Here is a 22,041-nt window from a genome sequence, read left to right as displayed (position 1 = left end):
GGACGAAGGATTGGGAGAGAGCATTATGCACGGCGTGAAGACAAGACACCCCCGGCGGTCCGCTGCGCCAGAGGTTTTTTATGGCTACAGCTACCAGACCGGCGGCATGCGGATGATGAATATCGACGACTACCTGTGCAACATCCGCGAGGGCTATGCGCAGATACAGGACTACACCGACCGCCTCTATGGCGTGCCGCACCGCAAGCCGCATGCGCGGGGCCGCTACCATCCGCATGACTGCGGGTGCGACTATGACTGCGACTGCCACCATGACCATTGCTGCGGCTACGACAGCTGCTGCGAGTGCTGCATCTGCGACGCCGATGTGGTGATCGAGGCGCGTTGCCTCGAACGCCGCCTGATTTCGCTGACCTTCTGCAACGACACCCGCCGCGACCGCGAGGTGACGCTGTCGCTCAGCGGCTTCACCACCGCCAGCGGGCGTGATCTGAACTGGACCGCATCCCTGTCCGAGACCAAGTTCAAACTCGGCCCCTGTGGCGAGAAAACCGTGCAGCTGGCGGTTCAGGTCGACTGCGCGGCCTTCTGCAATGGCAAACCCGACAGCCCCGACGACACCGGGCAGAACCAAGACCGCGCCACCGATGTCGATCACTGCGAGGTCGCTTATGCCCGCGTCAGCGCCGACGGATGCATCTCGCGCCCGGTTCTGGTCGCCGTCGCCGTACTGCCCAATCACTGCGACAGCTACGTATCGGGCTGCAAATGCGGCTGCTGCTAGGCTGGTGCATTCCGGCAGAAGGGGCCCAGAGGCGCAGATCTCCGCTCAGCGAGCGGCGGTCGTTTGCGCTGAAACACCCGCTTCCGGGGCCAAAAAACGGACAGCGCCCAATAAGCACGCCTTCATAATCCGATCCTATCGCAGCCATTAGAAAACAAAACTTATACTAATGGCCCGCATTCGCTACCTTTGGGTCAGCGAAGATGAGGACCGGCCGATGCCACGACCCATAGGGGTTGCACAGCACGTGCACAGAACGGGCGCAGAACCGCCCAGCCCGGGTCGCCGGATCGGTCACGATCCGGTCTGACGTCTTTTAAATACTCAACCCATTCAGCCAACTCAGCCATGATCGGAGAGCACTATGGACGGAAATGATATCGACAAATCAGGCGGTTGCCCGGTGATGCACGGAACCGCGCGGAACACGGTCTCGGGTGTCCGGTCGAACCGCGACTGGTGGCCGAACCAGCTGAACCTGAGGATTCTGCACCAGAACTCGAACCTGTCCGACCCGATGGGCGACGGGTTCAACTACGCCGATGAGTTCAAGAAACTCGACCTGAAGGCGCTGAAAGAGGACCTCTATGCGCTGATGACCGATTCGCAGGATTGGTGGCCGGCGGATTACGGCCATTACGGCGGGCTCTTCATCCGCATGGCATGGCACAGCGCCGGCACTTACCGCACCGGCGACGGACGCGGCGGCGGCTCGACCGGGACGCAGCGCTTTGCACCGCTGAACTCATGGCCCGACAACGGCAACCTCGACAAGGCGCGCCGCCTGCTGTGGCCGATCAAGCAGAAATACGGCAATCAGATTTCGTGGGCCGACCTGATCATCCTGGCGGGCAACTGCGCCATTGAATCGATGGGCGGCAAGACCGCTGGCTTCTCCGGTGGCCGCGCCGACGTGTGGGAGCCCGAGGAAGACATCTATTGGGGCGCCGAGGATACCTGGCTGGGCGACGCCCGCTACAGCGGCGAGCGCGATCTGGAAAACCCGCTGGCCGCCGTGCAGATGGGCCTGATCTACGTGAACCCAGAAGGGCCGAATGGTGAGCCTGACATCCTGGCCTCGGGCCGCGACATCCGCGACACCTTCGGCCGCATGGGCATGAACGACGAAGACACCGTGGCGCTGGTGGCCGGCGGGCACACCTTCGGCAAGGCGCATGGCGCGGGCAATCCCGAACTGGTGGGCCCCGAACCCGAAGGCGCCCCGATCGAGGCCATGGGCCTGGGCTGGATCAACGCCCATGGCAGCGGCAAGGGCGACGACACCACGACCAGCGGCATCGAAGGCGCCTGGACCGCCAACCCGACCCAGTGGGACAACGGCTATTTCGATCTGCTGTTCGGCTATGACTGGAACGTGACCAAAAGCCCGGCAGGCGCCTGGATCTGGGAGCCGGTGGACGTCAAGGAAGAGGACATGGCCCCGGTGGCGCACGACCCGTCGAAGAAGGTCAAGACCATGATGACCACTGCCGACATGGCGATGCGCATGGACCCGATCTATGGCCCGATCTCCAAGCGGTACCATGAGAACCCCGACGAGTTCGCCGATGCCTTCGCCCGCGCTTGGTTCAAGCTGACCCACCGCGACATGGGGCCGAAATCCCGCTATGTCGGCTCCGAGGTTCCCGCCGAAGACCTGATCTGGCAGGACCCGCTGCCGCCGGTGGATCACGAGCTGATCGACGCAGGCGACATCGCCGATCTCAAGGCCAAGGTACTGGCCTCGGGACTGTCGGTGTCGGAGCTGGTCTCGACCGCCTGGGCCTCGGCCTCAACCTTCCGAGGCTCGGACAATCGCGGCGGCGCCAATGGCGCGCGCATCCGTCTGGCCCCGCAAAAGGACTGGGCCGTGAACCAGCCCGATCAGCTGGCCAAGGTTCTGGGCGTGCTCGAAGGCATTCAGGCCGAGTTCAACGGCGCGCAATCCGGCAAGAAGGTCTCGCTGGCCGACCTGATCGTGCTGGCGGGTTCGGCGGCGGTCGAGCAGGCCGCCAAGAACGCGGGTCACGCGACCGAAGTGCCGTTTGCCCCGGGCCGCACGGATGCGTCGCAGGATCAGACCGATATCGAGAACTTCGACGTGATGGAGCCGGCAGCGGACGGGTTCCGCAACTACCAGCGGGCCCAGTTCGCCGTCTCGGCCGAGGAGTTGCTGGTCGACCGCGCGCAACTGCTGACCCTGACCGCGCCCGAGATGACGGTGCTGATCGGCGGTCTGCGCATGCTGGGCGCCAACCATGACGGGTCTGCGCATGGTGTCCTCACCACCCAGTCCGACACGCTCAGCACCGACTTCTTCGTCAACCTGCTGGACATGGGCACCGAGTGGAAACCGGTCTCGGACGACGCCGATGTGTTCGAAGGCCGCGACCGCGCCACCGGCGAGGTCAAGTGGACCGCGACCCGTGTGGACCTGGTGTTCGGCTCCAACTCGCAGCTGCGGGCGCTGTCCGAGGTCTACGCCCAGGACGACTCGAAAGAGGCGTTCGTGCGGGACTTCGTGGCCGCCTGGACCAAGGTCATGAACGCGGACCGCTTCGATCTGGCCTGATCGTAGTGAAGCAATGACCAAGGCGCGGCCCGACGGGGTCGCGCTTTTTTTGTTCGGAACACGGCGCGCGCGCGCCCTCACGTCAGGATCGCGCAGCCCGTTTTCATATCTGACCCCATGGCCCGGAACAAAGGCACGCAGTGCCGCCGGGCCGCGCCCTCCCTCCCGCACGGGAGGGCGCATTGGCGAAGTAGTGCACCGCCCATCCGTCGCCCGGAGCTTTCGAGATAAACCGCTGACCACGTGCCGAGCATGCGCCCACCCGAGGGAGGGCGCGGCCCTCTGCTGAGCGCTTGACGGCACGGAAAACGATGGTCCGAAACCAGAGTGACTCACGGTAAGGTTGTGCATTTCTGCCACAGGCCACACGCGCGCGTCTCATCCCGAAACTTCCGCATTGCCCCGCCAAACCAGTCTGTTATCAGCGTTCCCATATCAGTACCGTTACCGAGAAGCCGGGTTCGCATGTATAGCTCTCCATCCCCGTTGGGATTGCACTTAATAGCTGAATTATTCGACGCCAGCGCTCTCTACGATCCGACGCCAGCAAAAGACGCCCTGACCCGTGCCGCTCATGCCGCCGGCGCCACCCTGCTTGAGGTCAACACCCACGATTTCGGCGACCGCGCGGGCTTTACCGGCGTTGCTCTGCTGGCCGAGTCCCATATCTCGGTGCACACTTGGCCGGAACACGACTATGCCGCCATCGACATCTTCATGTGCGGCGACGCCAACCCGCAGGCCAGCCTCAAGGTGCTGGAATCCTATTTCGCCCCCGCCCGGACGGATGTGCAGGTGATCTCGCGCGGCCTGCTCGGTCAGCCCGAGCGCCGGCTCGCCGCGGGTTTCTGAACGGGGAATGAGAGAGCTATCGAGATGTCAGGTCACGGTATCACTCATCCTCCTCGGGATCGCGGTCTATGCGGTCTGGGGGCCTGCGCGGGGCGCGGGCAGCGTCACATCCCTGGCCGATCACCTGATCGGCGTCTTCCGGCACGGCAATGCCGGGCATCTGGCGCTCAACTGCCTGCTGATCGGCATCGGCGGCGCGCTGACCGAACCGCGCATCGGACCGGCCGGAACCGCGCTGCTGGCCGCGCTCTGCGCGATCTTGGGCACGGTGGCGGAACTCACACTGGCGGGCCCTGGCTTCGTCGGCCTTTCCGCAATTGCTTACGGGCTGGCGGCCCATGGAATCCTCGCCTCGACCCCGCCCGACCGGCGTGGTTACACGGTCGTCCTGATCGCGCTGGCGCTGACCGCCGAGGCCCTCTTTCTGCGGCCTCAGATCGCCGTCTTCACCCACATCACAGCCGCCGCCATCGGAGGAGGGTTTGCCATGTTCGGCTCACTGTTCGGCACTAAGGGCCCGTCGCTGAAACCCATGGAATGGCGCCACACCACGCGCGTCATCGAGATCATCGGGCAGACCGATGAGGACGACGCCGTCGAGGCCGAAGGCACCTTTCTGGACGACGGCATGGACAACATGTTCGTCCTGCAGGACCGGGGCGAAGTGCTGGGCGTGATCGGCTTCGGCCTCGACGAGCAGGTGCCCGATCTCGCCTGGCTGTCCTGGACCTATCTGGACGAGGCGCAGACCGGCAAGGGGCTGGGCGGGCAGATGCTCAACGACCTCCTGGGCAAGCTGGCAAAGAAGGGCATCCGCAAGATCTTTATCGAGACCAGCGACTACGAGGAATTCGGCAAAAAGATCTATGCCAGCGCCCACGAGCTCTACGAAGAATTCGGCGCCAGCGTCGAACTGACCGTGCCCGCCTATCACGGGCCCCGCGAGGCCAAGATCATCTACGGGCTGGACAACCCCGAGGCACCCGCCACCCCCGCGCCGGAACCGGGCCAATCCACCGGGCTGGCCATCACCGAACTGCACAAGGCCGCCGAGACCCTGGACGTGGCCGGGCTGCATTGGACCGAAACCCCCGGCGGGCTGACCGGTATGGAGCAGCAACTGACGCAAGCACGCACTCAGAAATTCCGCATGGCGGTTCTGGCCATCCCGTCCGACCTGTCGGCGGCCAACAGCGCCACGCTGGAAACGCAGGGCTTTCGCCGCTGCGGCGACCTCAAGGACTACTACGGAACCGGGCTGCACCAGGACTGGTGGACCTGCGACCTGACCCAGAAATGAAAACGGACCTGAATTAGTAGGAGTATTACATGTTCGGAAAACTCAAAGGGATCGTCATCCTCGGCGTTCTCGGATATTTTGCCTATTCGATCTTTCTGGCACCCCAGTCCGAGCAGACCGCCGATCTGGGTCAGGTTCTGGACCGGACCGAGTTCGCCATCGTCAAATATCAGGAATATCTCGACCAGAACGGCATCGCCGAAGCCACCAACAACGAGGTGGACGAGTTCGCCGGTTTCCTGACCCAGATCCTGAACTCGGATCCGCGCTTTTACGACAAGCAGCTGGGGCTTGAGATCCAGACCGACGCCAAGTTCCTGGGCTTTGCCGATGCCAACACGAACGGCATCAAGGATAGCGACGAAGGCGATGTCTTTACCATCGAGATCGACGAGGCCAACAACCGCCTGATCGCGACCGACACCGCCGGGTCCTCGGCGGGTCTGCGGTTCTCGGGCGCGGGCTTTCTGGCTGGGGCGCTGCTGGGCAACCTGATCGGACGCCAGCGCTCGGCCGGGGTTTCGGCCGCCAGCTTCAACAACCGCACCGTCACGCCGCGCAGCAGCTACAGCGCACCGCGCAGCGCACGCTCGGGCGGTCTGCGGGCGGGCAAGTAACCCGACGGACGTGGCGGCAGCAATGCCAGCGGGGGTGCATCGGGTCTGGCGCACCCCCGCATAAGATGAAAAAGGGCAGGGGGCACTGACCAAAGGGGTTTTCGCATGTTGCGCGTAATAGCGACGATAATCGTTGTTCTGGTCCTGGGATGGGTCTTGCTGCCCGGCCCGGACGCTCCGGCAGGAGAGCAGAGGGTGGATCTGGGCCAGGTTCTGGACCGGACCGAGTTTGCCATCGTCAAATACCAGCAGAAACTGTCCAAAGCGAAGATCAGGGAAGCCTCGGACGCGCAGCTCGATGAGTTCGCCGTCTTTCTGACCGAGGTTCTGAACAACGAGCCTCGGTTTTACGACAAGCAACTGGGGATCGAGATCGGGAGTGACGCCAAATTCACCGGCTATGCCGACGACAACGCCGACGGAAACCGCGATACCGGCGAGCGCGACGTCTTCACCGTCGAGATCGACGAGGCCGACAACCGGCTGATTGCCACCGACGTCACCGGCTGGGCCGCGGACAAGCGCTTTGCCGGCTCCGGATTTATCGCAGGCGCCTTGCTGGGCCACCTGATCGGCCGGCAGCGGGCAGCCGGGATCGCGGCCTCCAGCTTTCAGGAACGCTCGACCACACCCCGAAGCAGCTATGTCGCCCCCAAGGCTGCCAGTTCGCAGGGCAGTCGCACGGGCATCTGGGCCCGGCTGCGGTCTGGGGGATTGCGGGCGGGCAAGTAACCTGTCACGACGCAGCTTCCATACCCGGGCCGAATTGCAGACCCCGCACGACCCGAAGCACTCAGAGACATCGAAATGACCGAAACCCAAACGCTCCGCTACGCCGATCTGCCGCAGAAACAGGCCGCGGTTCTATTGGGCGCCATCCTGGTCGTGGCCCTGTGCGGGATCGTGTACGAGCTGATCATCGGCACCGTGTCCAGCTACCTGCTGGGCAACTCGGTCTATCAGTTCTCGCTGACCATCGGCTTTTTCATGTTCGCGATGGGGGTCGGCTCCTATGTCTCGCGCTTCATCTTCGGAAATCTGATTCAGGCCTTCATCTGGGTCGAGCTGGTGCTGGCGCTGATCGGCGGGCTGTGCAGCATCTCGCTGTTCCTGCTGTTTCCTTTCGCGCCCTGGTTCTACACGGTGGGCATGTTCACCTTCATCTCGGCCATCGGGTTTCTGGTCGGGTTGGAGATCCCGCTGCTCACCCGGGTCCTGTCCGAGCGCACGACGACGCGCGAATCCATCTCGGATGTGCTGTCGCTCGACTATATCGGCGCGCTGGGCGGCTCGGTCCTCTTCCCGATCCTGCTGCTGCCGTCGCTGGGGCTGATCTCGTCCTCGTTCGCCATCGGGCTGACCAATGCCATGGTGGGCTTGCTCAGCGTGCTCTGGCTGTGGGATCGGCTCGATGCGCCCAAGCGTATGCTGGCCTGCGCGGTGGGCACCATCGTCCTGCTGTTCGTGCTGACCCTGCTGGCGGGCCGCATCACCGCCTTTGCGCAGGATCACCTCTATTTCGACCGCATCGTCTGGCGCAAGCAGTCGCAGTATCAGTCGCTGGTGGTTACCAACACCTGGCAGAAAAACGATGTGCGCCTGTTCATCGACGGCCATCTGCAATTCGCCGAAGTGGACGAGTACCGCTATCACGAGGCACTGGTGCATCCCGTCCTGTCCTGGGGCGAGGATGCGCCAAAGACGGTGCTGGTGCTGGGCGGCGGCGACGGTCTCGCCGTTCGCGAGGTTCTCAAACACCCCAGTGTCACGCGTATCGATCTGGTCGATCTCGACCCGGCGATGACCGATCTGGGCCGCGACTTCGCCCCGCTCGTGCAGCTCAACGGCAACTCCATGGCCTCGCCAGCGCTGACCGTGCACAACACCGACGCGTTCAACTTCGTCAAATCCACCGATCAGACCTATGACCGGATCATCATCGACTTCCCCGACCCGCATAACGAGGCGCTGTCCAAGCTCTACGCGATCGAATTCTACGCCATGGTCAAAGGCATTCTGGCCGAGGACGGGGTGCTGGTGACCCAAAGCAGCTCGCCGTTTTTCTCGCCGCACACCTACTGGACCGTGTCCGAAACCCTGGCCGAGATTTTCCCGCAGGTGGTGAATTATCAGATGCCCATCCCGTCCTTCGGGGTCTGGGGCTTCAATCTGGCCAGCAACCGCCCGGGCACCGACCTGGGTGACCTGCCCGAGGGTCTGCGGTTCCTCACCCCGCAGGTCTTTGCCGCCGCCCGGGTGTTTCCCGCCGACCTGCTGCCCCGGCGCGAACTGGCGGTGAACTCGATCTTCAACCCGGGCATCTACCAGGAATACGCGCGCGACGTGTCCGGCTACTAAAGCGTTTCCAGTTCTCGTTGAACCAATGCATCGGTTTTCTGCGTTCGAACCGGAGGTGAGAGGTAGCGAAAACCGATCCAACTTGAACTGAAAACGCCTCAGGCCCGGCGCACTCAGCCCGCGTGCTGATCCAGCAGCGTTTCCAGAAACAGCTTCGTGGTCCGCGTCGGCACCGGGCGCTTGCGGGTGATCGCCGCGAACCGCGTGCGATAGTGGATGTGATCGGGCAGCACCGCCTGCATCAACTCCCTCCGAACGAACTCCTTGGCCAGATGATCCGGCAGGAATCCCAGATACCGGCCCGACATGATGAGGATCGCCAACGCCTGTTCGCTCTGCACTTTCGCCGCCCGGCGCAGCCCCAGTTTCTGACCGATATAGAGGTTGGGCGAATTTACGCTGATGCCCGCATAGTTCGCGGCCCGCACATCCTGCATCCCCAGCGCGCTCTGGTGGTCGCCAAAAAACCGGTGTCCCTTGCCGCAATACAGGTACATGTTCTCCCCATAAAGCGGCGCGTAATCCAGGCTCGACGAGGGCCGGTGCAGTGCCACGATCCCAAGGTCGAGCTGTCCGCCGATCACCATGGTTTCGATGATGTTGGGCGGCTCCAGCGACAGCTCGATCTCGACCCCGGGGGCCGCTCTGTTGAAGCGGTGGATCGCCTGCGCCAGGTGGGATTCCGGGTTCGACGCGCATTGGTCGAACAAGGCAACGCGGATGGTACCGACCAGTTTCTGCTTGATATCATTCACTTCGGTCCGGAAATGCGACACCGAGGCCAGCAGGTTCTCCGCCGCCCGCAGCACCTTGTCGCCATCCTCGGTCAGCGAAAATCCCGCCGGCCCCCGGTTACACAGTTTCAGGTCCAGCCGATGCTCCAGATCGGCGATATGTTTCGAGATGGTGGATTTGCCGATGTTCAGATCCACCTCGGCCGCCGACAAACCGCCACTTTCGACCACCGACTTGAAGATCCGCAACAGCTTGATATCGGCGTCGCCAATGCGCGCGACCAGGGCTCTCTGATTCATTCCAAGGTTCGCTATTTGTGAAACCTAACGCGCACAAGATTACATTCTTGAAACATTATCCGCAATGTAGGTTTGCGCCGCCGAGGTAGAATCGGATTGCCCCACCTCTCCCCAGGGCAGCGCGCACCTCGAAAAACCGACAAATGGGAGGACATCCATGTCATTCATCAAAAAGCTCGGCACCTTCACCGCCGCCGTTTCCGTGGCGGCGCTGATGGGTGCGGGCGCAGCAGACGCAAAGAACTTCAAGATCGCCGTAGGCGACAGCGCGGGCAGCGCACAGGAAGCTCTTGGTCTGGCCTTCGTCAAGGCGCTGGAGGAGAAGTCGGGCGGCGAACACACCGCAACCCTGTTTCTGAACGGTCAGTTGGGCTCAGAGCAGGACACCGTCAACGAGGCCGCAATCGGTACGCTGGACATGTCGCTGCTGGCGATCAACAACATCACGCCGTTCTCGCCCAGCGTTGGCGTGTTCACCCTGCCTTACGTGATCCTCAGCCTGGAAGACGCCGAAACCCTGACCCAGGGCCCCATCGGCCAGGAACTGGTGGAAAACACCATCCGTGACGCCGGCGTGCGCATCATCGGCTGGACCTATACCGGCTTCCGCCGCCTGACCAACTCGAAAAAGTCGGTCACAACGGTCGCCGACCTGCAGGACCTGATCATCCGCGTTCCCAAGAACGAGATCATGATCGAAACCTACAAGGCCTGGGGCATCAACCCGACCCCGATGGCCTGGTCGGAAACCTTCACCGGCCTGCAGACCAAGGTGGTCGACGGTCAGGACAACCCGTACCTGACCATCAACGCGATGAAGTTCTACGAGGTCCAGAACCACGTGACCAACCTGCGTTACATCTTCTCCATCGAGCCGCTCATCGTCTCCGAAGCGGTCTTCCAGGATCTCTCGGAAGACGAGCAGAAGATGTTCCTTGACGCCGGTCAGGAAGCGACCCTCGCCTCGGCCCAGTTCCTGCGCGACAGCGAGGCCGCGATCAAGGAAGAACTGACCTCCAAGGGCATGGAAATCGTCGATCCTGAAAACGACGAGGCCGAGTTCATCCAGCTCGCCACCGATGCAGTCTGGCCGCAGTTCTACGACTCCATCGGCGGTGTCGAAAAGCTGAACGCGGTTCTGTCCGCCATCGGGCGCGACCCGGTCCAGTAACTTCCGGAACAAAAAAGATTGGAAAGAGCGCTCCGGCGCTCTTTCCCCCCTAGGGAGGAGGAAAATCATCATGTTCTGGAAATTCCTGGACAATATAGAAAGTATCATCTGCCGGATTTTGCTATCCGGCTTTGTCATCCTGCTCTTCGTGCAGATCATCGCGCGCGAGGTGTTCGGCTTCTCGATCAGCTGGATCGAGGAACTCTCGGTCTACATGTTCGTCTGGTTCGTCTATTTCGGCGCCAGCTACGCAGCGCTCAAGGGCGCGCATAACCGGGTGACATTCCAGTTCAAGTTCCTGCCGGACGGCGCGATCAAGTACATCGAAGCCTTCGCCGATCTCTTCTGGCTCTTCTTCAACGTCTATTTCCTCTACCTGGCCACCGATTTCGTCTTCAACAAGATGAACAAGTTCTGGAAATCCCAGACCTTGGGCATCGAGATGAAATACATCTACATGGTGCTCCCCATCGCCTTTGCGCTGATGACCATCCGCATCATTCAGGTGAACTACCTCAAGCTCGTCAAGGGCGAGGACATCCATGATCCCGACCAGATCGACCTGGACGAGATCAAAGCCGCCACCGAAGCGGCAAAGCACAACTGAGGTAGGGAGTAGAAATCATGGAAACGGAAATCGTAGGCATCCTGTTCGGATCCTTTCTGTTCTTGCTGTTTATCGGCGCACCGATCACCGTGGCGCTGGGTGTGGCATCACTGGTCTCGTTCCTCTATCTGGACGAGAACCCGATCAAATTCGTGCAGATCGCCTTTACCTCGGTGGGGGCCTTCCCGCTGATGGCGCTTCCTGCCTTCATTCTGGCCGGCGCGCTGATGGAGGCCGCCGGCATCTCGAAACGGCTGATCAACGTGGCCGAAAGTCTGGCCGGGCCGTTCACCGGCGGTATCTCGGCGGCCACGGTCATGGCCTGCCTGTTCTTCGGCGCCATCTCGGGCTCGGGCCCGGCAACAACCGCGGCTGTGGGGATGCTGATGATCCCCGCGATGATCGACCGCGGCTATGAGCGCGGCTATGCCTCTGCGATCACGGCCTCCTCGGGCGGCCTCGGGATCATTATTCCTCCCTCGATCCCGATGGTGATCTTCGGCATTGCCGCGCTCGGCATGGCGCCGCCGCCGGAAGCGGTCGAGAAATTCGGCACCTTCCAGTCGGTCTCGATCTCGAAACTGTTCATCGCGGGTTTCGTCCCGGCCTTCCTGATCGCCACCAGCCTGCTGATCCTGAACTTCATCATGTCGAAAAAGCGCGGCTACAAGGGCGTTGCCGATGGCTGGTCCTTCCGCCACGTGATGTGTGAGATGTATCGCGGCTTCTGGTCGCTGATGGCGCCGCTGGTGATCCTGGGCGGTATCTATACCGGCTTCTTCACTCCGACCGAGGCCGCCATCGTGGCGATCTTCTACACGCTGGTCGTGGGCGTCGTCATCTACCGCGAGCTGACGTGGAACTCGCTGTTCCAGGCCCTGGAAGCCACCACATGGCTGACCGGACGCGTGCTGCTGATCCTGTTCACCGCAACCGTGTTCGGGCGCCTGCTGGTGGAAAACCAGATCCCGGCGATCATCGCGGAAAGCATGCTCAGCTTCACCTCGAACCTCTACGTGATCTGGGCGCTGATCATTTTCTTCCTGCTGTTTGTCGGCATGTTCATGGAGACGCTGGCCACCATCCTGATCCTGGTGCCGGTGATGCTGCCGGTGGCCTATTCGGTGGGCATCGACCCGATCCACTTCGGCGTGGTGATGGTCTGTACTCTCGGCATCGGCTTCCAGACGCCGCCGCTGGGTGAGAACCTGTTTATCGCCTCGGGGATATCGAACATCTCGATCGAGCAAATCTCGCTGCGTGCCCTGCCGTTTGCGGCGGCCAACACGATCGCGATCTTCATCATCGCCTTCTTCCCTGAACTGTCGCTGTGGCTGCCACGCGTCTTTGGCTACTGACCCGGAAAGGATGACGACATGAAACAGCTGGTGACGAACATCCTGTTTGCGACCGATCTGTCCGAGAACTCGGGTCATGCCATGCGCCACGCGGCCAGCATCGCGCAGGCCACCGGGGCGGAGATTCACGTGCTGCATGTGAACGAGCCGCTGTCGGACGATGCCAAGATCACGATGGAGATGTTCATCCTGAACGAGGAAACCCGCAAGACCGCCGTCGCGCGCCGTCACGAGATGGTGCGCAAGGTGCTGGCCGAGCGGCAGGCCAAGTTCTGGGCGCAGTTCGAAGGCGACGACGAAAAGATCCGCGAACAGGTGACCTCGGTCGAGGTCACCGACGGCCACCCGGCCGAGGTGATCCTGCGCCGCTCGGCCGAACTGGGCTGCGACCTGATCGTGCTGGGCGCGCATGACCACGGCTTCTCGCACACCTTCCTGGGCACCGTGGCCAAGCGCGTTCTGCGGCGCTCGAAGATCCCGACACTGATCGTTCCACATCAGGACAAAACGTAACAACCCCCCTCAAAAGGACGTACAAAATGAACAAAACCCTGACCGCGCAGGACCTGTCCGACACGTTCGACGCGTTCAACCGTCATGACATTGACGGCGTGATGACCCACTTCGCCGACGACTGCGTGTTCTACACCGTCGCCGGTGACGAGAAATACGGCAACAAGGTCGAAGGCGCCGAGGCCATCGCCGCCGCGTTCTCGGGCGTGTGGGCGGGCATGAAGGATGCCCATTGGGATCACCACAGCCATTTCGTGCATGGTGACCGCGCAGTGTCGGAATGGACCTTCTCGGGCACCGACGCAAACGGCATGCGGGTCGAGGCCGAGGGGGCCGATCTCTTCACCCTTCGGGACGGGAAAATCATTGTGAAACAGGCGCTTCGAAAGACGCGCCCGATGTTCAAAGCCTGATCCGCCACGCGCGACCGGAGGAGACTAGAATGGTGGACAACTCCATCCCTCGGCACTGGCCCAAGGCCAGCTATGACCCCAAATACGACCCGATCATGGATGCGGGTCCGGGTCATAACCGCGACTACGCCCCGACCTATTGGATCGGCACCGCGGGCCAGCCGCCCGCCGATGACGGTCCCGTGTCGGGCGACATGGACGCGGATGTCGTTGTCGTCGGTTCGGGCTATACCGGCCTGTCCACCGCCATTCACCTTGCCAAGGAACACGGCATCCAAGCCATTGTTCTGGAAGCAAATACCGTGGCCTGGGGCTGCTCGACCCGCAATGGCGGGCAGGCCCAGATCTCGTCCGGGCGCCTGAAGCGCTCGCAATGGATCGAGCGCTGGGGCGTCGAGGCCGCCAAGGGCATGCACCGCGAGGTCTCCGAGGCGTTCGAGCTGTTCAACGATCTCATCGCCAGCGACGACATCGACTGCGACCCGCAGCCGGGCGGGCACTACTACATCGCCCACCGCGCCAAGGTGATGCCGGGGCTGGAGAAGGAAAGCGCGCTGCTGAACGAGACCTTCGGCTATGCCTCGCGCATCATTTCACGCGACGAACTGCACGCCGAACACGTGCGCGACCAGGAGGCGCAAGGCGCGCTATGGGAGCCTGACGGCACCTGCATTCACGCAGGCAAGCTGGCCTTTGGCTATGTCAACATGGCCCGCCGTCTGGGCGTCAAGATCCACACCGGCAGCCCGGTGATGGGATGGGAGACGAAGAACGGCGTGCACCACCTGCGCACCCCGGGCGGCATCGTGCGGGCCAAGACGGTGGCGCTGGCCACCGCCGGTTACACACCGCCGGGCCTCAACTCCAAGACCAGGCATCGCCTGATGCCGATCCTGTCGAACTCGATCGTCACCCGCCCGTTGACGCAGGACGAGCTGGCGGAATGCGGCATCCAGACCAAATCGCCGCTGACCGATACCCGCACGCTGCGCCACTACTACCGGCTGCTGCCCGATAACCGGATGCAGATCGGCAGCCGCTCGGCGGTGACCGGGCGCGATGCCGAGAATGACAAGCATCTGGCTCAGCTGAGGAAGGGCCTTGCACGGAAGTTCCCGGCACTTGAGGATATCAACCTCGATTACTCCTGGTGGGGCTGGGTCGATGTGAGCCACGACATGATGCCCCGCATCTTCCAGCCGAACCCGGACGAGCGCATCTTTTATGCGATGGGCTATGGCGGCAACGGGGTGATGTATTCGGCGCAAGCCGGACGCCGCATGGCCCAGCAAATCGCCGGCGTGAAGGACGAGGTGTTCAACCTGCCGATCTTCACCTCGCCACTGCCCAGCCACGGGCTGCTCACACCCTTCCGGCGGCTCGGCCAGCGCATCGCCTATGTCTGGTACTACCTCAAGGACGAAGTGGCCTGAACGGCGCATCACACTCACGGAGACACCGAATGACCACTCATGTCATTAATCTGAACGGCGCAGCCGAGAAGCAAAGCGAGAGGCGTCTGGCCGATCTGCCGGACCGCGTGGTCGAAGGCGACCCGCACCACAAGGTCGGCATGCATTTCACCAGCCCCGATGGCCGCTTGTCTGCCGGGACCTGGACCTCGACCCCCGGCAAGTGGCACGCGTTCACCGACAAGGATGAATATTGCTACATCGTCTCGGGCCATTGCGCGCTGATCCATGAGGACGGCACCCGGCAGGAGTTCCGCACCGGTGCGTCCTTTCTGATCCCCGACGGATTTCGCGGGTTCTGGGAAGTGATCGAGACCACCACCAAGCATTTCGTTATCCGGGACACGTCGGCGTAACACGCCCCTTGCGCGCGTCTGAAAGGCTGGCTGGGCGTCATCGCCGTGCCAGCCATTTTTCGCCATTGTTCCACGCCATAAAGCTGCCCGCAAAGCGGGCGACACCGCTGTGCCACGGCCTCGGCAGCAACGCGTCCCGCGGTACGAGCCAGCCTGAACCGGATCGCAGGCGCAAACGCATGCGAATGTTCATATGAACCGCAAATTTTATTCATATGAACGTTACAAGGGTCTATTATTGCCACAGTGCGCGTTCGAATCGCGCATCGCAATGATCCAACAAGAGGCGCCTGACGTGCTGGGAACATGGCCCTTCAGGCTCTGGGGAGACCGAAATGACCGTTAAATCCATTCTTTCCGCGACTGCCATCGCATCCGTCGCGGCCAGCGCGGCCTTTGCCGCCGACAAGGCCGAAGTCCAGTTCTGGCACGCCATGGGCGGTCAGTTGGGCGAGATCACCGACAAGTTCGCCGCCGATTACAATGCCGGCAGCGAGACCTGCCAGATCAACGCCGTCTACAAGGGCAACTATACCGAGAACATGACCGCCGCCATCGCCGCCTTCCGCGCTGGTGAGCAGCCGCATATCGTGCAGGTGTTCGAGGTGGGCACCGCCACCATGATGGCCGCCGGGGACAAGGGTGCGATCTATCCGGTCTACAAGCTGATGGAAGATGCCGGGATCGATTTCGACCAGTCGGTCTATCTGCCCGCCGTGATCTCCTACTACACCGACACCGAGAACCGCCTGCTGTCGCTGCCCTTCAACAGCTCGACCCCGGTTCTGTGGTACAACAAGACCGCGCTGGACGCCGCCGGCGTGGCCGTGCCGACCACCTGGGACGAGGTTGAGGAAGCCGCGCGTAAACTCAAGGAAAACGGCGTGCCCAAGCCGTTCTCGTTCGGCTGGCAGTCGTGGTCGAATATCGAAAACTACTCAGCCTGGCACAACATCCCGCTGGGCACCGAAGAGAACGGCTTTGCCGGGCTCTCGACCGAGTTCACCTTCAACAATGACGCGGTGGTCAACCACATCCAGCGCATCGGGGACATGGGCAAGGAAGGTCTCTTTGTCTATGGCGGCCGCCGGGGCGACTCGCGCGGACAGTTCGTGAACGGCGAAACCGCGATGTGGATCAACTCGTCGGCCTATTATGGCGGGTTCAAGAAGGACATCACCGAGTTCGAGTTCGGCCAGACCATGCTGCCGCTGGACACCGCCGTTGCCGAAGCGCCGCAGAACTCGATCATCGGTGGCGCGACGCTGTGGGTGCTGAATGGCAAGGAGCAGGCGGAATATGCCTGTGTGGCCGATTTCTTCCAGTTCCTGTCCAGCCAGGAGCAGCAGGCCTATTGGCACCAGCAGACCGGCTATGTGCCGATCACCACGGCGGCCTATGAAAAGTCGCAGGCGGACGGCTTCTACGAAAGCGATCCGATGACCGACACCGCGATCAAGCAGCTGAGCCTGAACGAGCCGACCCCGGCCTCCAAGGGCCTGCGCTTTGGCAACTTCGTGCAGATCCGCGACATCATCAACGAAGAGCTTGAGGCTGTCTGGTCCGGCGAGAAAACTGCCAAAGAGGCGATGGATGAAGCGGTCGAGCGCGGCAACGCCCTGCTGCGCAAGTTCGAAAACGCCAACAGCTGATCGGTTTCGATCCGTGCTGATGGGGGTCCCGTGACATACGGGGCCTCCGCATCCATCTCCGCAGAGCCCGCTCTGCCGCTTCCACATGGGGACATGAATGCAAAAGCGTGTCGTCTTTCGGTCCCGGCTGCTGCCCTATCTTCTGGTGTTGCCGCAGATCGCGATCACGGTGATCTTCTTCTTCTGGCCGTCCTATCAGGCGCTTGAAAGCTCGTTCTTCATCGAGGATGCGTTCGGCTTTTCCCGCGAATGGGTGGGGCTGACGAATTACTTCGAACTGTTCAAGGACCCCGGATACCTGAAATCCTTCCGCACCTCGCTGATCTTCGGCATTTCGGTGGCGTTTCTGGCCATGGCGATCTCGCTGGGTCTGGCGGTGGCGGCGAACCGGGTGGTCAAGGCGGCCACCGGATACCGGACATTGCTGATCTGGCCCTATGCGGTGGCCCCCGCGCTGGCCGGGGTGATCTGGTATTTCCTGATGAACCCGAGCCTGGGCATCGTCAGCTACTGGCTGAGCGGTGTGGGCGTCGAGTGGAACCACTACGTAAATGGCGATCAGGCCCTGTTCCTGGTGATCGTCGCGGCGGCGTGGAAACAGGTGAGCTATAACTTCCTGTTTTTCCTGGCCGGGCTGCAATCTATCCCGAAATCCATGATCGAGGCCGCCGCCATCGACCGCGCGGGCCCGGTGCGCCGGTTCTGGACCATCGTGTTCCCGCTGCTGACGCCGACCACATTCTTCCTTCTGGTCGTCAATCTGGTCTACGCCTTCTTTGACACCTTCGCCCTGATCCACGCCACCACCGAGGGCGGGCCGGTCGATGCGACCTCGATCCTGGTCTTCCGTGTCTACAATACCGGCTTCATCGGGCAGGACTACGGATCGTCCGCCGCGCAGTCAGTGATCCTGATGGGGCTGGTGATCGCGATGACCTTTGTCCAGTTCCGCTATGTCGAGCGCAAGGTGCAGTACTGATGGTTGAAAATCGCCCTTTCCTGACCTTCCTCACCCATGCGGTTCTGATCCTCGGGGTGGTGTTCCTGTGCTTTCCGGTGTGGATGGCGCTGGTCGCCTCGACCCATGGCCCCGAGGCGCTGAGCCGGTCGCCGATTCCGATGTGGTTCGGCGGCCAGATGTGGGAGAACTACTCGCAACTCTTGGCCGGTGGCCTACCCGAGGCGGGCGGCGTGCCGATCGGGCGGATGATGTTCAACAGCCTGATCATGGCGCTGTGCATCACCTTCGGCAAAATCGCCATCTCGATCATCTCGGCCTATGCCATCGTGTATTTCCGCTTCCCCTTCCGCATGGGGTTCTTCTGGATGATCTTCATCACCCTGATGCTGCCGGTCGAGGTGCGGATCCTGCCGACCTATGACGTGGTGGTGAAGATGGGGATGCTGAACACCTATGCGGGCCTCACCGTGCCGCTGATCGCATCGGCGACCGCCACCTTCCTGTTCCGGCAGTTCTTCCTGACCATACCGGATGAACTGGTCGAGGCGGCGCGGATCGACCGAGCGGGCCCCTTGCGGTTCTTCTGGGACATCCTGCTGCCGCTGAGCCGGACGAATATCGCCGCGCTCTTCATCATCCTCTTCATCTTTGGCTGGAACCAGTATCTCTGGCCGTTCCTGATCACATCCGACGAAGGGCTCTACACCGTCGTCATGGGCATCCAGCGCATGGTGAACTCGGGCGAGAGCCTGCCGGTCTGGCATTACATCATGGGCACCGCCGTGCTGGCCATGATCCCGCCGGTGCTGGTCGTCGTTGCAATGCAGAAGCTCTTTGTCAAAGGGCTGGTTGAAAGCGAGAAGTAAATGGCCACTCTGAACATCTCATCGCTGGGCAAGGTCTATCCGGGCGGGGTGACCGCGGTATCGGACGTGAATGTGGGTATCGACGATGGCGAGTTCATCGTGCTGGTGGGCCCCTCGGGCTGTGGCAAATCCACCATCCTGCGGATGATCGCAGGGCTGGAAACCATCACCGAGGGCGAGTTGCAGATCGACGGCCGCCGTGTGAACGAGCTTGAGCCCGGCGACCGCGACATTGCCATGGTGTTCCAGAACTATGCGCTCTATCCGCATATGAGCGTGCGCGGGAACATGGAATACGGGCTCAAGAACGAGGGCCTGCCCAAGGCCGAGATCGCGAAACGCATTGCCGAGGCGTCGCGCACCCTAAGGCTGGAGGACTATCTCGACCGCAAGCCGCGGCAGCTCTCGGGCGGTCAGCGCCAGCGGGTCGCCATGGGCCGCGCCATCGTACGCGATCCCAAGGTGTTCCTGTTCGATGAGCCGCTGTCGAACCTCGACGCCAAGCTGCGAACCCAGCTGCGTGCCGAGCTGAAGGCGCTGCACCAGCGGCTGGGCGCCACCTTCATCTACGTGACCCACGATCAGGTCGAGGCGATGAGCCTGGCCGACCGGATCATCATCATGAATGCGGGCCGGGTCGAGCAGATCGGAACCCCGATGGACTTGTACCTGCGCCCCGCCACCCGGTTCGTGGCGGATTTCATCGGCAGCCCCGCCATGAACATGTTCGAGGGCACCGTGGGCGAGGACCGCCAGTCGCTGGTCTATCACGGCGCCGAGCAGGTGCATTTCGCCGCTGAACTGCCGGTGTCTGCCGGGCAATCGGTGATCATGGGCGTGCGCCCCGAACATCTGCAACACGCCGCCGAAGGGCAGGGCCAGATGGACCTGACCGTGGGCTTTCTGGAGCAGCTCGGCGCCGACACGGTGGTGCACGGCACTTTGAACGGCGGCGACAACGTGTTGTCGATCCGCCTGCACGGGGTGCAGACCAGCGCCCCCGGCACCCGCTTGCCGCTGACCTTCGCGATGGAGAACGTGCACCTGTTCGACGCGCAGAACGGTACCCGGCTGAACTGAGCGCGAAAGGATCGGATCCCGGAAATGGCAATGGCGTGCGAGACAGTGAGGCGGACGATGACACCCGAAGCCGCCTTTGACCGGTATGAGGCGATCCGCCACCGCCTGCCCGGTATGCGGCGGCCCGGTGCGGCGCGGTCTGCGGCTGATCTCGGGGACCTGGCCGGTGAATTCGACGCCGTTGTCTTCGACGCCTTCGGGGTTTTGAACGTGGGCGAGCGCCCGATCTCCGGCGCCGCCGAGCGTGTGGCGATGCTGCGCGCGGCGGGCAAGCGGCTGTTCGTTCTGACCAACGCCGCCAGCTATAACCGCGCCGCCACACTGGCCAAGTTCCACAGGCTCGGGTTCGATTTCACACCGGCCGAAATCATTTCGAGCCGCGACGTGTGCGAGGCGCACCTGTCCCGGCGAAGCGTTTCGCTCTGGGGTGTGGCCGCGCCGCTGGGTTTCGATCGCGGCGAATTGAGCGTGAACAATGTGCCTCTGGGTGAGGCACGTGCTGATTACGACCGGGTCGACGGTTTCCTGCTGCTCAGTTCGGCGATCTGGACCGAAGCCCGGCAAACCCTGCTGGAGCACAGCCTTCGTACCCTCCCGCGCCCGGTGGTGGTTGCCAACCCTGATCTCGTGGCCCCGCGCGAGACCGGCCTGACGCTGGAGCCCGGCTATTTTGCGCATGCCTTACAAGACAGGTTGGGGATCGAGGCGGAGTACCATGGCAAGCCGTTTCCGTCGGTTTTCGAAGAGATCGAAGGACGGCTGGACGGCGTGCCGCGTGCCCGCATCGCGATGATCGGAGACACGCTGCACACGGATGTGCTGGGCGCGAACGCGCGCGGCTGGACCTCGGTCCTCGTCAGCGCGCATGGGCTCTTTGCCGGCCTCGACGTGGACGCGTTCATCGGGCGCAGCGGCCTGTCTCCGGACTGGATCGTGCCATCCATTTAGCGTCGCCATGCGGCGCGGGGAGAAAGAGATGATGGAGCTGAACGACCGGCAGCGGCAGATCGTCGAGATGATCCGCGGCTCCGGCCTGTTGTCGATCAATGCGCTGTCCAGTCATTTCGGGGTCGCGACCCAGACCATTCGCCGGGACATAAATGCACTGTGCGAACAGGGTGTGGCGCGGCGGGTGCACGGCGGCGTGGCCCCGCCGAGCAACCCGGTGAACCTGACCTTCTCGGCCCGACGCATCCTGAACGAGGAGGCCAAGCGCAGCATCGGCCAATGCGCCGCCGCGCGTATCCCCGATGGGTCCACCGTGCTGCTGGGCATCGGCACGACGGTGCAATATGTGGCCGAGGCGCTGCTGGACAAATCCAACCTGACGATCGTGACCAACAACCTCGAGGTCGCGCGGCTGCTGTGCAGCGGGACCGACCATGACGTGCATCTGGTCGGCGGCCAGTTGCGGGCCGAGGATCGCGACGTCGCCGGCCCCGCAACGCTGCGCGGTTTTTCCGGGTTTCTGGCTGATTTCGCCCTGATCGGTGCCGGCGGGCTGGACGCCGTGCATGGGGTTCTGGATTTCAAGCATTTCGATGCCGAGATCGGTCGGGTGCTGCTGGATCATGCCCGCCACACCATTCTGGTCGCCGATCAGAGCAAATGGGCCAAGACCGCCAAATGTGCGGTTGCCGGCTGGGGTCGGTTCGACAGTTTCGTGACTGATAAGCTGCCGGAGGCCGGAGCAACCGGCTCGCCGGGTGTTCCGGACGATGTAGAGCTGATCGAAGCCTGTAGCGGAAGCTGAAGGCCACGTTAGGTAAAATTTGTGACGTGAAGGCGGGTCTCATGGGGTTCGGCGAGTCGTTTCGGTGTGCTGCCGGGCCTGCTGGCTTGTGGGATCCGCAAGTTCGCCAACAACATGTTGTGGCACGACTCGACGTGCTCGGGTTTGGACGCAAGAGGGGTTACGGGTTTGGTGGGAGTAGGGGTATTGGACGATTGGTCAGATTGAAGTCAGTCTCTTGATTTTAAACGAAAAAGTGTGACTTTGCAAAAAAATTCGCCGATTTCGAATTTTCCGCTTGCGGTGATTTGCAGTTAGTCTTAGAACGCCCTTCACCGGCGCTTGAGGGTTGCTGGTGACGGGCCGGAGAGACGGTTGTGAC

At 62.4% G+C, this 22,041-nt stretch carries 21 protein-coding genes; 20 read left to right on the top strand and 1 reads right to left on the bottom strand.

The genetic code is table 11. From position 1 onward, the window contains the following. The first annotated feature begins 25 nt into the window (after positions 1 to 25). The 7 genes from GOX53_RS23075 (at position 26) to GOX53_RS23045 (ending at position 8,444) form a co-directional block, all read left to right on the top strand. Positions 26 to 745, top strand: coding sequence for a hypothetical protein (locus tag GOX53_RS23075; protein ID WP_171180595.1), 720 nt, complete (start codon positions 26 to 28; stop codon positions 743 to 745). Between the two features lie 364 nt (positions 746 to 1,109). Continuing rightward, complete coding sequence (gene katG, locus GOX53_RS23070) at positions 1,110 to 3,317, top strand: catalase/peroxidase HPI (RefSeq protein ID WP_171180594.1); 2,208 nt, start codon at positions 1,110 to 1,112, stop codon at positions 3,315 to 3,317. A 465-nt stretch (positions 3,318 to 3,782) separates the two neighbouring features. Continuing rightward, positions 3,783 to 4,169 (top strand): adenosylmethionine decarboxylase, encoded by a 387-nt coding sequence (gene speD, locus GOX53_RS23065; RefSeq protein WP_171180591.1) that lies wholly within the window; start codon positions 3,783 to 3,785, stop codon positions 4,167 to 4,169. A gap of 7 nt (positions 4,170 to 4,176) precedes the next feature. Further along, positions 4,177 to 5,469, top strand: coding sequence for a GNAT family N-acetyltransferase (locus GOX53_RS23060; RefSeq protein WP_171180589.1), 1,293 nt, complete (start codon positions 4,177 to 4,179; stop codon positions 5,467 to 5,469). 29 nt (positions 5,470 to 5,498) lie between these two features. Continuing rightward, positions 5,499 to 6,086, top strand: coding sequence for a hypothetical protein (locus GOX53_RS23055; protein WP_171180587.1), 588 nt, complete (start codon positions 5,499 to 5,501; stop codon positions 6,084 to 6,086). Positions 6,087 to 6,191: 105 nt separating this feature from the next. Continuing rightward, the gene (locus tag GOX53_RS23050) at positions 6,192 to 6,818 is read left to right on the top strand and encodes a hypothetical protein (RefSeq protein WP_171180585.1); all 627 of its coding nucleotides are present in this window, start codon (positions 6,192 to 6,194) and stop codon (positions 6,816 to 6,818) included. A 75-nt stretch (positions 6,819 to 6,893) separates the two neighbouring features. Next, positions 6,894 to 8,444 carry a polyamine aminopropyltransferase gene (locus GOX53_RS23045; protein WP_171180583.1) on the top strand — a complete coding sequence of 517 codons (1,551 nt, stop codon included), beginning with the start codon at positions 6,894 to 6,896 and terminating at the stop codon, positions 8,442 to 8,444. A 113-nt stretch (positions 8,445 to 8,557) separates the two neighbouring features. Here GOX53_RS23045 and GOX53_RS23040 read toward each other — a convergent pair whose 3' ends face one another. After that, a complete protein-coding gene (locus tag GOX53_RS23040) occupies positions 8,558 to 9,478 on the bottom strand; it encodes a LysR family transcriptional regulator (protein ID WP_171180581.1) in 921 nt (306 codons plus the stop codon). Positions 9,479 to 9,635: 157 nt separating this feature from the next. Between GOX53_RS23040 and GOX53_RS23035 the strand changes: the two genes are divergently transcribed. From GOX53_RS23035 to GOX53_RS22975, 13 genes are all read left to right on the top strand, one after another. Continuing rightward, a complete protein-coding gene (locus tag GOX53_RS23035; RefSeq protein WP_171180579.1) occupies positions 9,636 to 10,649 on the top strand; it encodes a TRAP transporter substrate-binding protein in 1,014 nt (337 codons plus the stop codon). Between the two features lie 70 nt (positions 10,650 to 10,719). Next, on the top strand, positions 10,720 to 11,256 hold the full coding sequence (locus tag GOX53_RS23030; protein ID WP_171180578.1) for a TRAP transporter small permease: 537 nt from the start codon (positions 10,720 to 10,722) through the stop codon (positions 11,254 to 11,256). Between the two features lie 17 nt (positions 11,257 to 11,273). Continuing rightward, positions 11,274 to 12,614: a TRAP transporter large permease gene (locus GOX53_RS23025; RefSeq protein ID WP_171180577.1), complete on the top strand. Its 1,341-nt coding sequence runs from the start codon at positions 11,274 to 11,276 to the stop codon at positions 12,612 to 12,614. Between the two features lie 18 nt (positions 12,615 to 12,632). Continuing rightward, on the top strand, positions 12,633 to 13,127 hold the full coding sequence (locus GOX53_RS23020) for a universal stress protein (protein WP_171180576.1): 495 nt from the start codon (positions 12,633 to 12,635) through the stop codon (positions 13,125 to 13,127). Positions 13,128 to 13,153: 26 nt separating this feature from the next. Beyond that, positions 13,154 to 13,540 (top strand): nuclear transport factor 2 family protein, encoded by a 387-nt coding sequence (locus GOX53_RS23015; RefSeq protein WP_171180575.1) that lies wholly within the window; start codon positions 13,154 to 13,156, stop codon positions 13,538 to 13,540. Between the two features lie 29 nt (positions 13,541 to 13,569). Then, complete coding sequence (locus tag GOX53_RS23010) at positions 13,570 to 14,973, top strand: FAD-binding oxidoreductase (RefSeq protein ID WP_171180574.1); 1,404 nt, start codon at positions 13,570 to 13,572, stop codon at positions 14,971 to 14,973. A 29-nt stretch (positions 14,974 to 15,002) separates the two neighbouring features. Continuing rightward, a complete protein-coding gene (locus GOX53_RS23005) occupies positions 15,003 to 15,368 on the top strand; it encodes a cupin domain-containing protein (protein ID WP_171180573.1) in 366 nt (121 codons plus the stop codon). Positions 15,369 to 15,703: 335 nt separating this feature from the next. Beyond that, positions 15,704 to 17,020, top strand: coding sequence for a sn-glycerol-3-phosphate ABC transporter substrate-binding protein UgpB (gene ugpB, locus GOX53_RS23000; protein ID WP_171180572.1), 1,317 nt, complete (start codon positions 15,704 to 15,706; stop codon positions 17,018 to 17,020). 97 nt (positions 17,021 to 17,117) lie between these two features. Further along, positions 17,118 to 17,999: a sn-glycerol-3-phosphate ABC transporter permease UgpA gene (gene ugpA, locus GOX53_RS22995; protein WP_171180570.1), complete on the top strand. Its 882-nt coding sequence runs from the start codon at positions 17,118 to 17,120 to the stop codon at positions 17,997 to 17,999. After that, a complete protein-coding gene (gene ugpE / locus GOX53_RS22990) occupies positions 17,999 to 18,847 on the top strand; it encodes a sn-glycerol-3-phosphate ABC transporter permease UgpE (protein ID WP_171180568.1) in 849 nt (282 codons plus the stop codon). The genes ugpA and ugpE overlap by 1 nt, the downstream gene beginning before the upstream one ends. Continuing rightward, complete coding sequence (gene ugpC / locus GOX53_RS22985; protein WP_171180565.1) at positions 18,848 to 19,927, top strand: sn-glycerol-3-phosphate ABC transporter ATP-binding protein UgpC; 1,080 nt, start codon at positions 18,848 to 18,850, stop codon at positions 19,925 to 19,927. Between the two features lie 57 nt (positions 19,928 to 19,984). Next, positions 19,985 to 20,875 (top strand): HAD-IIA family hydrolase, encoded by an 891-nt coding sequence (locus tag GOX53_RS22980; protein ID WP_171180563.1) that lies wholly within the window; start codon positions 19,985 to 19,987, stop codon positions 20,873 to 20,875. Positions 20,876 to 20,903: 28 nt separating this feature from the next. Continuing rightward, a complete protein-coding gene (locus GOX53_RS22975; RefSeq protein WP_171180561.1) occupies positions 20,904 to 21,680 on the top strand; it encodes a DeoR/GlpR family DNA-binding transcription regulator in 777 nt (258 codons plus the stop codon). Positions 21,681 to 22,041 lie beyond the last annotated feature (361 nt).

This window comes from Ruegeria sp. HKCCD8929, from assembly GCF_013031405.1.
Taxonomy (GTDB): domain Bacteria; phylum Pseudomonadota; class Alphaproteobacteria; order Rhodobacterales; family Rhodobacteraceae; genus Ruegeria.
The sequence above is the reverse complement of the archived record's forward strand: the minus strand, read 5'-3'. Positions and strand labels throughout refer to the sequence as shown.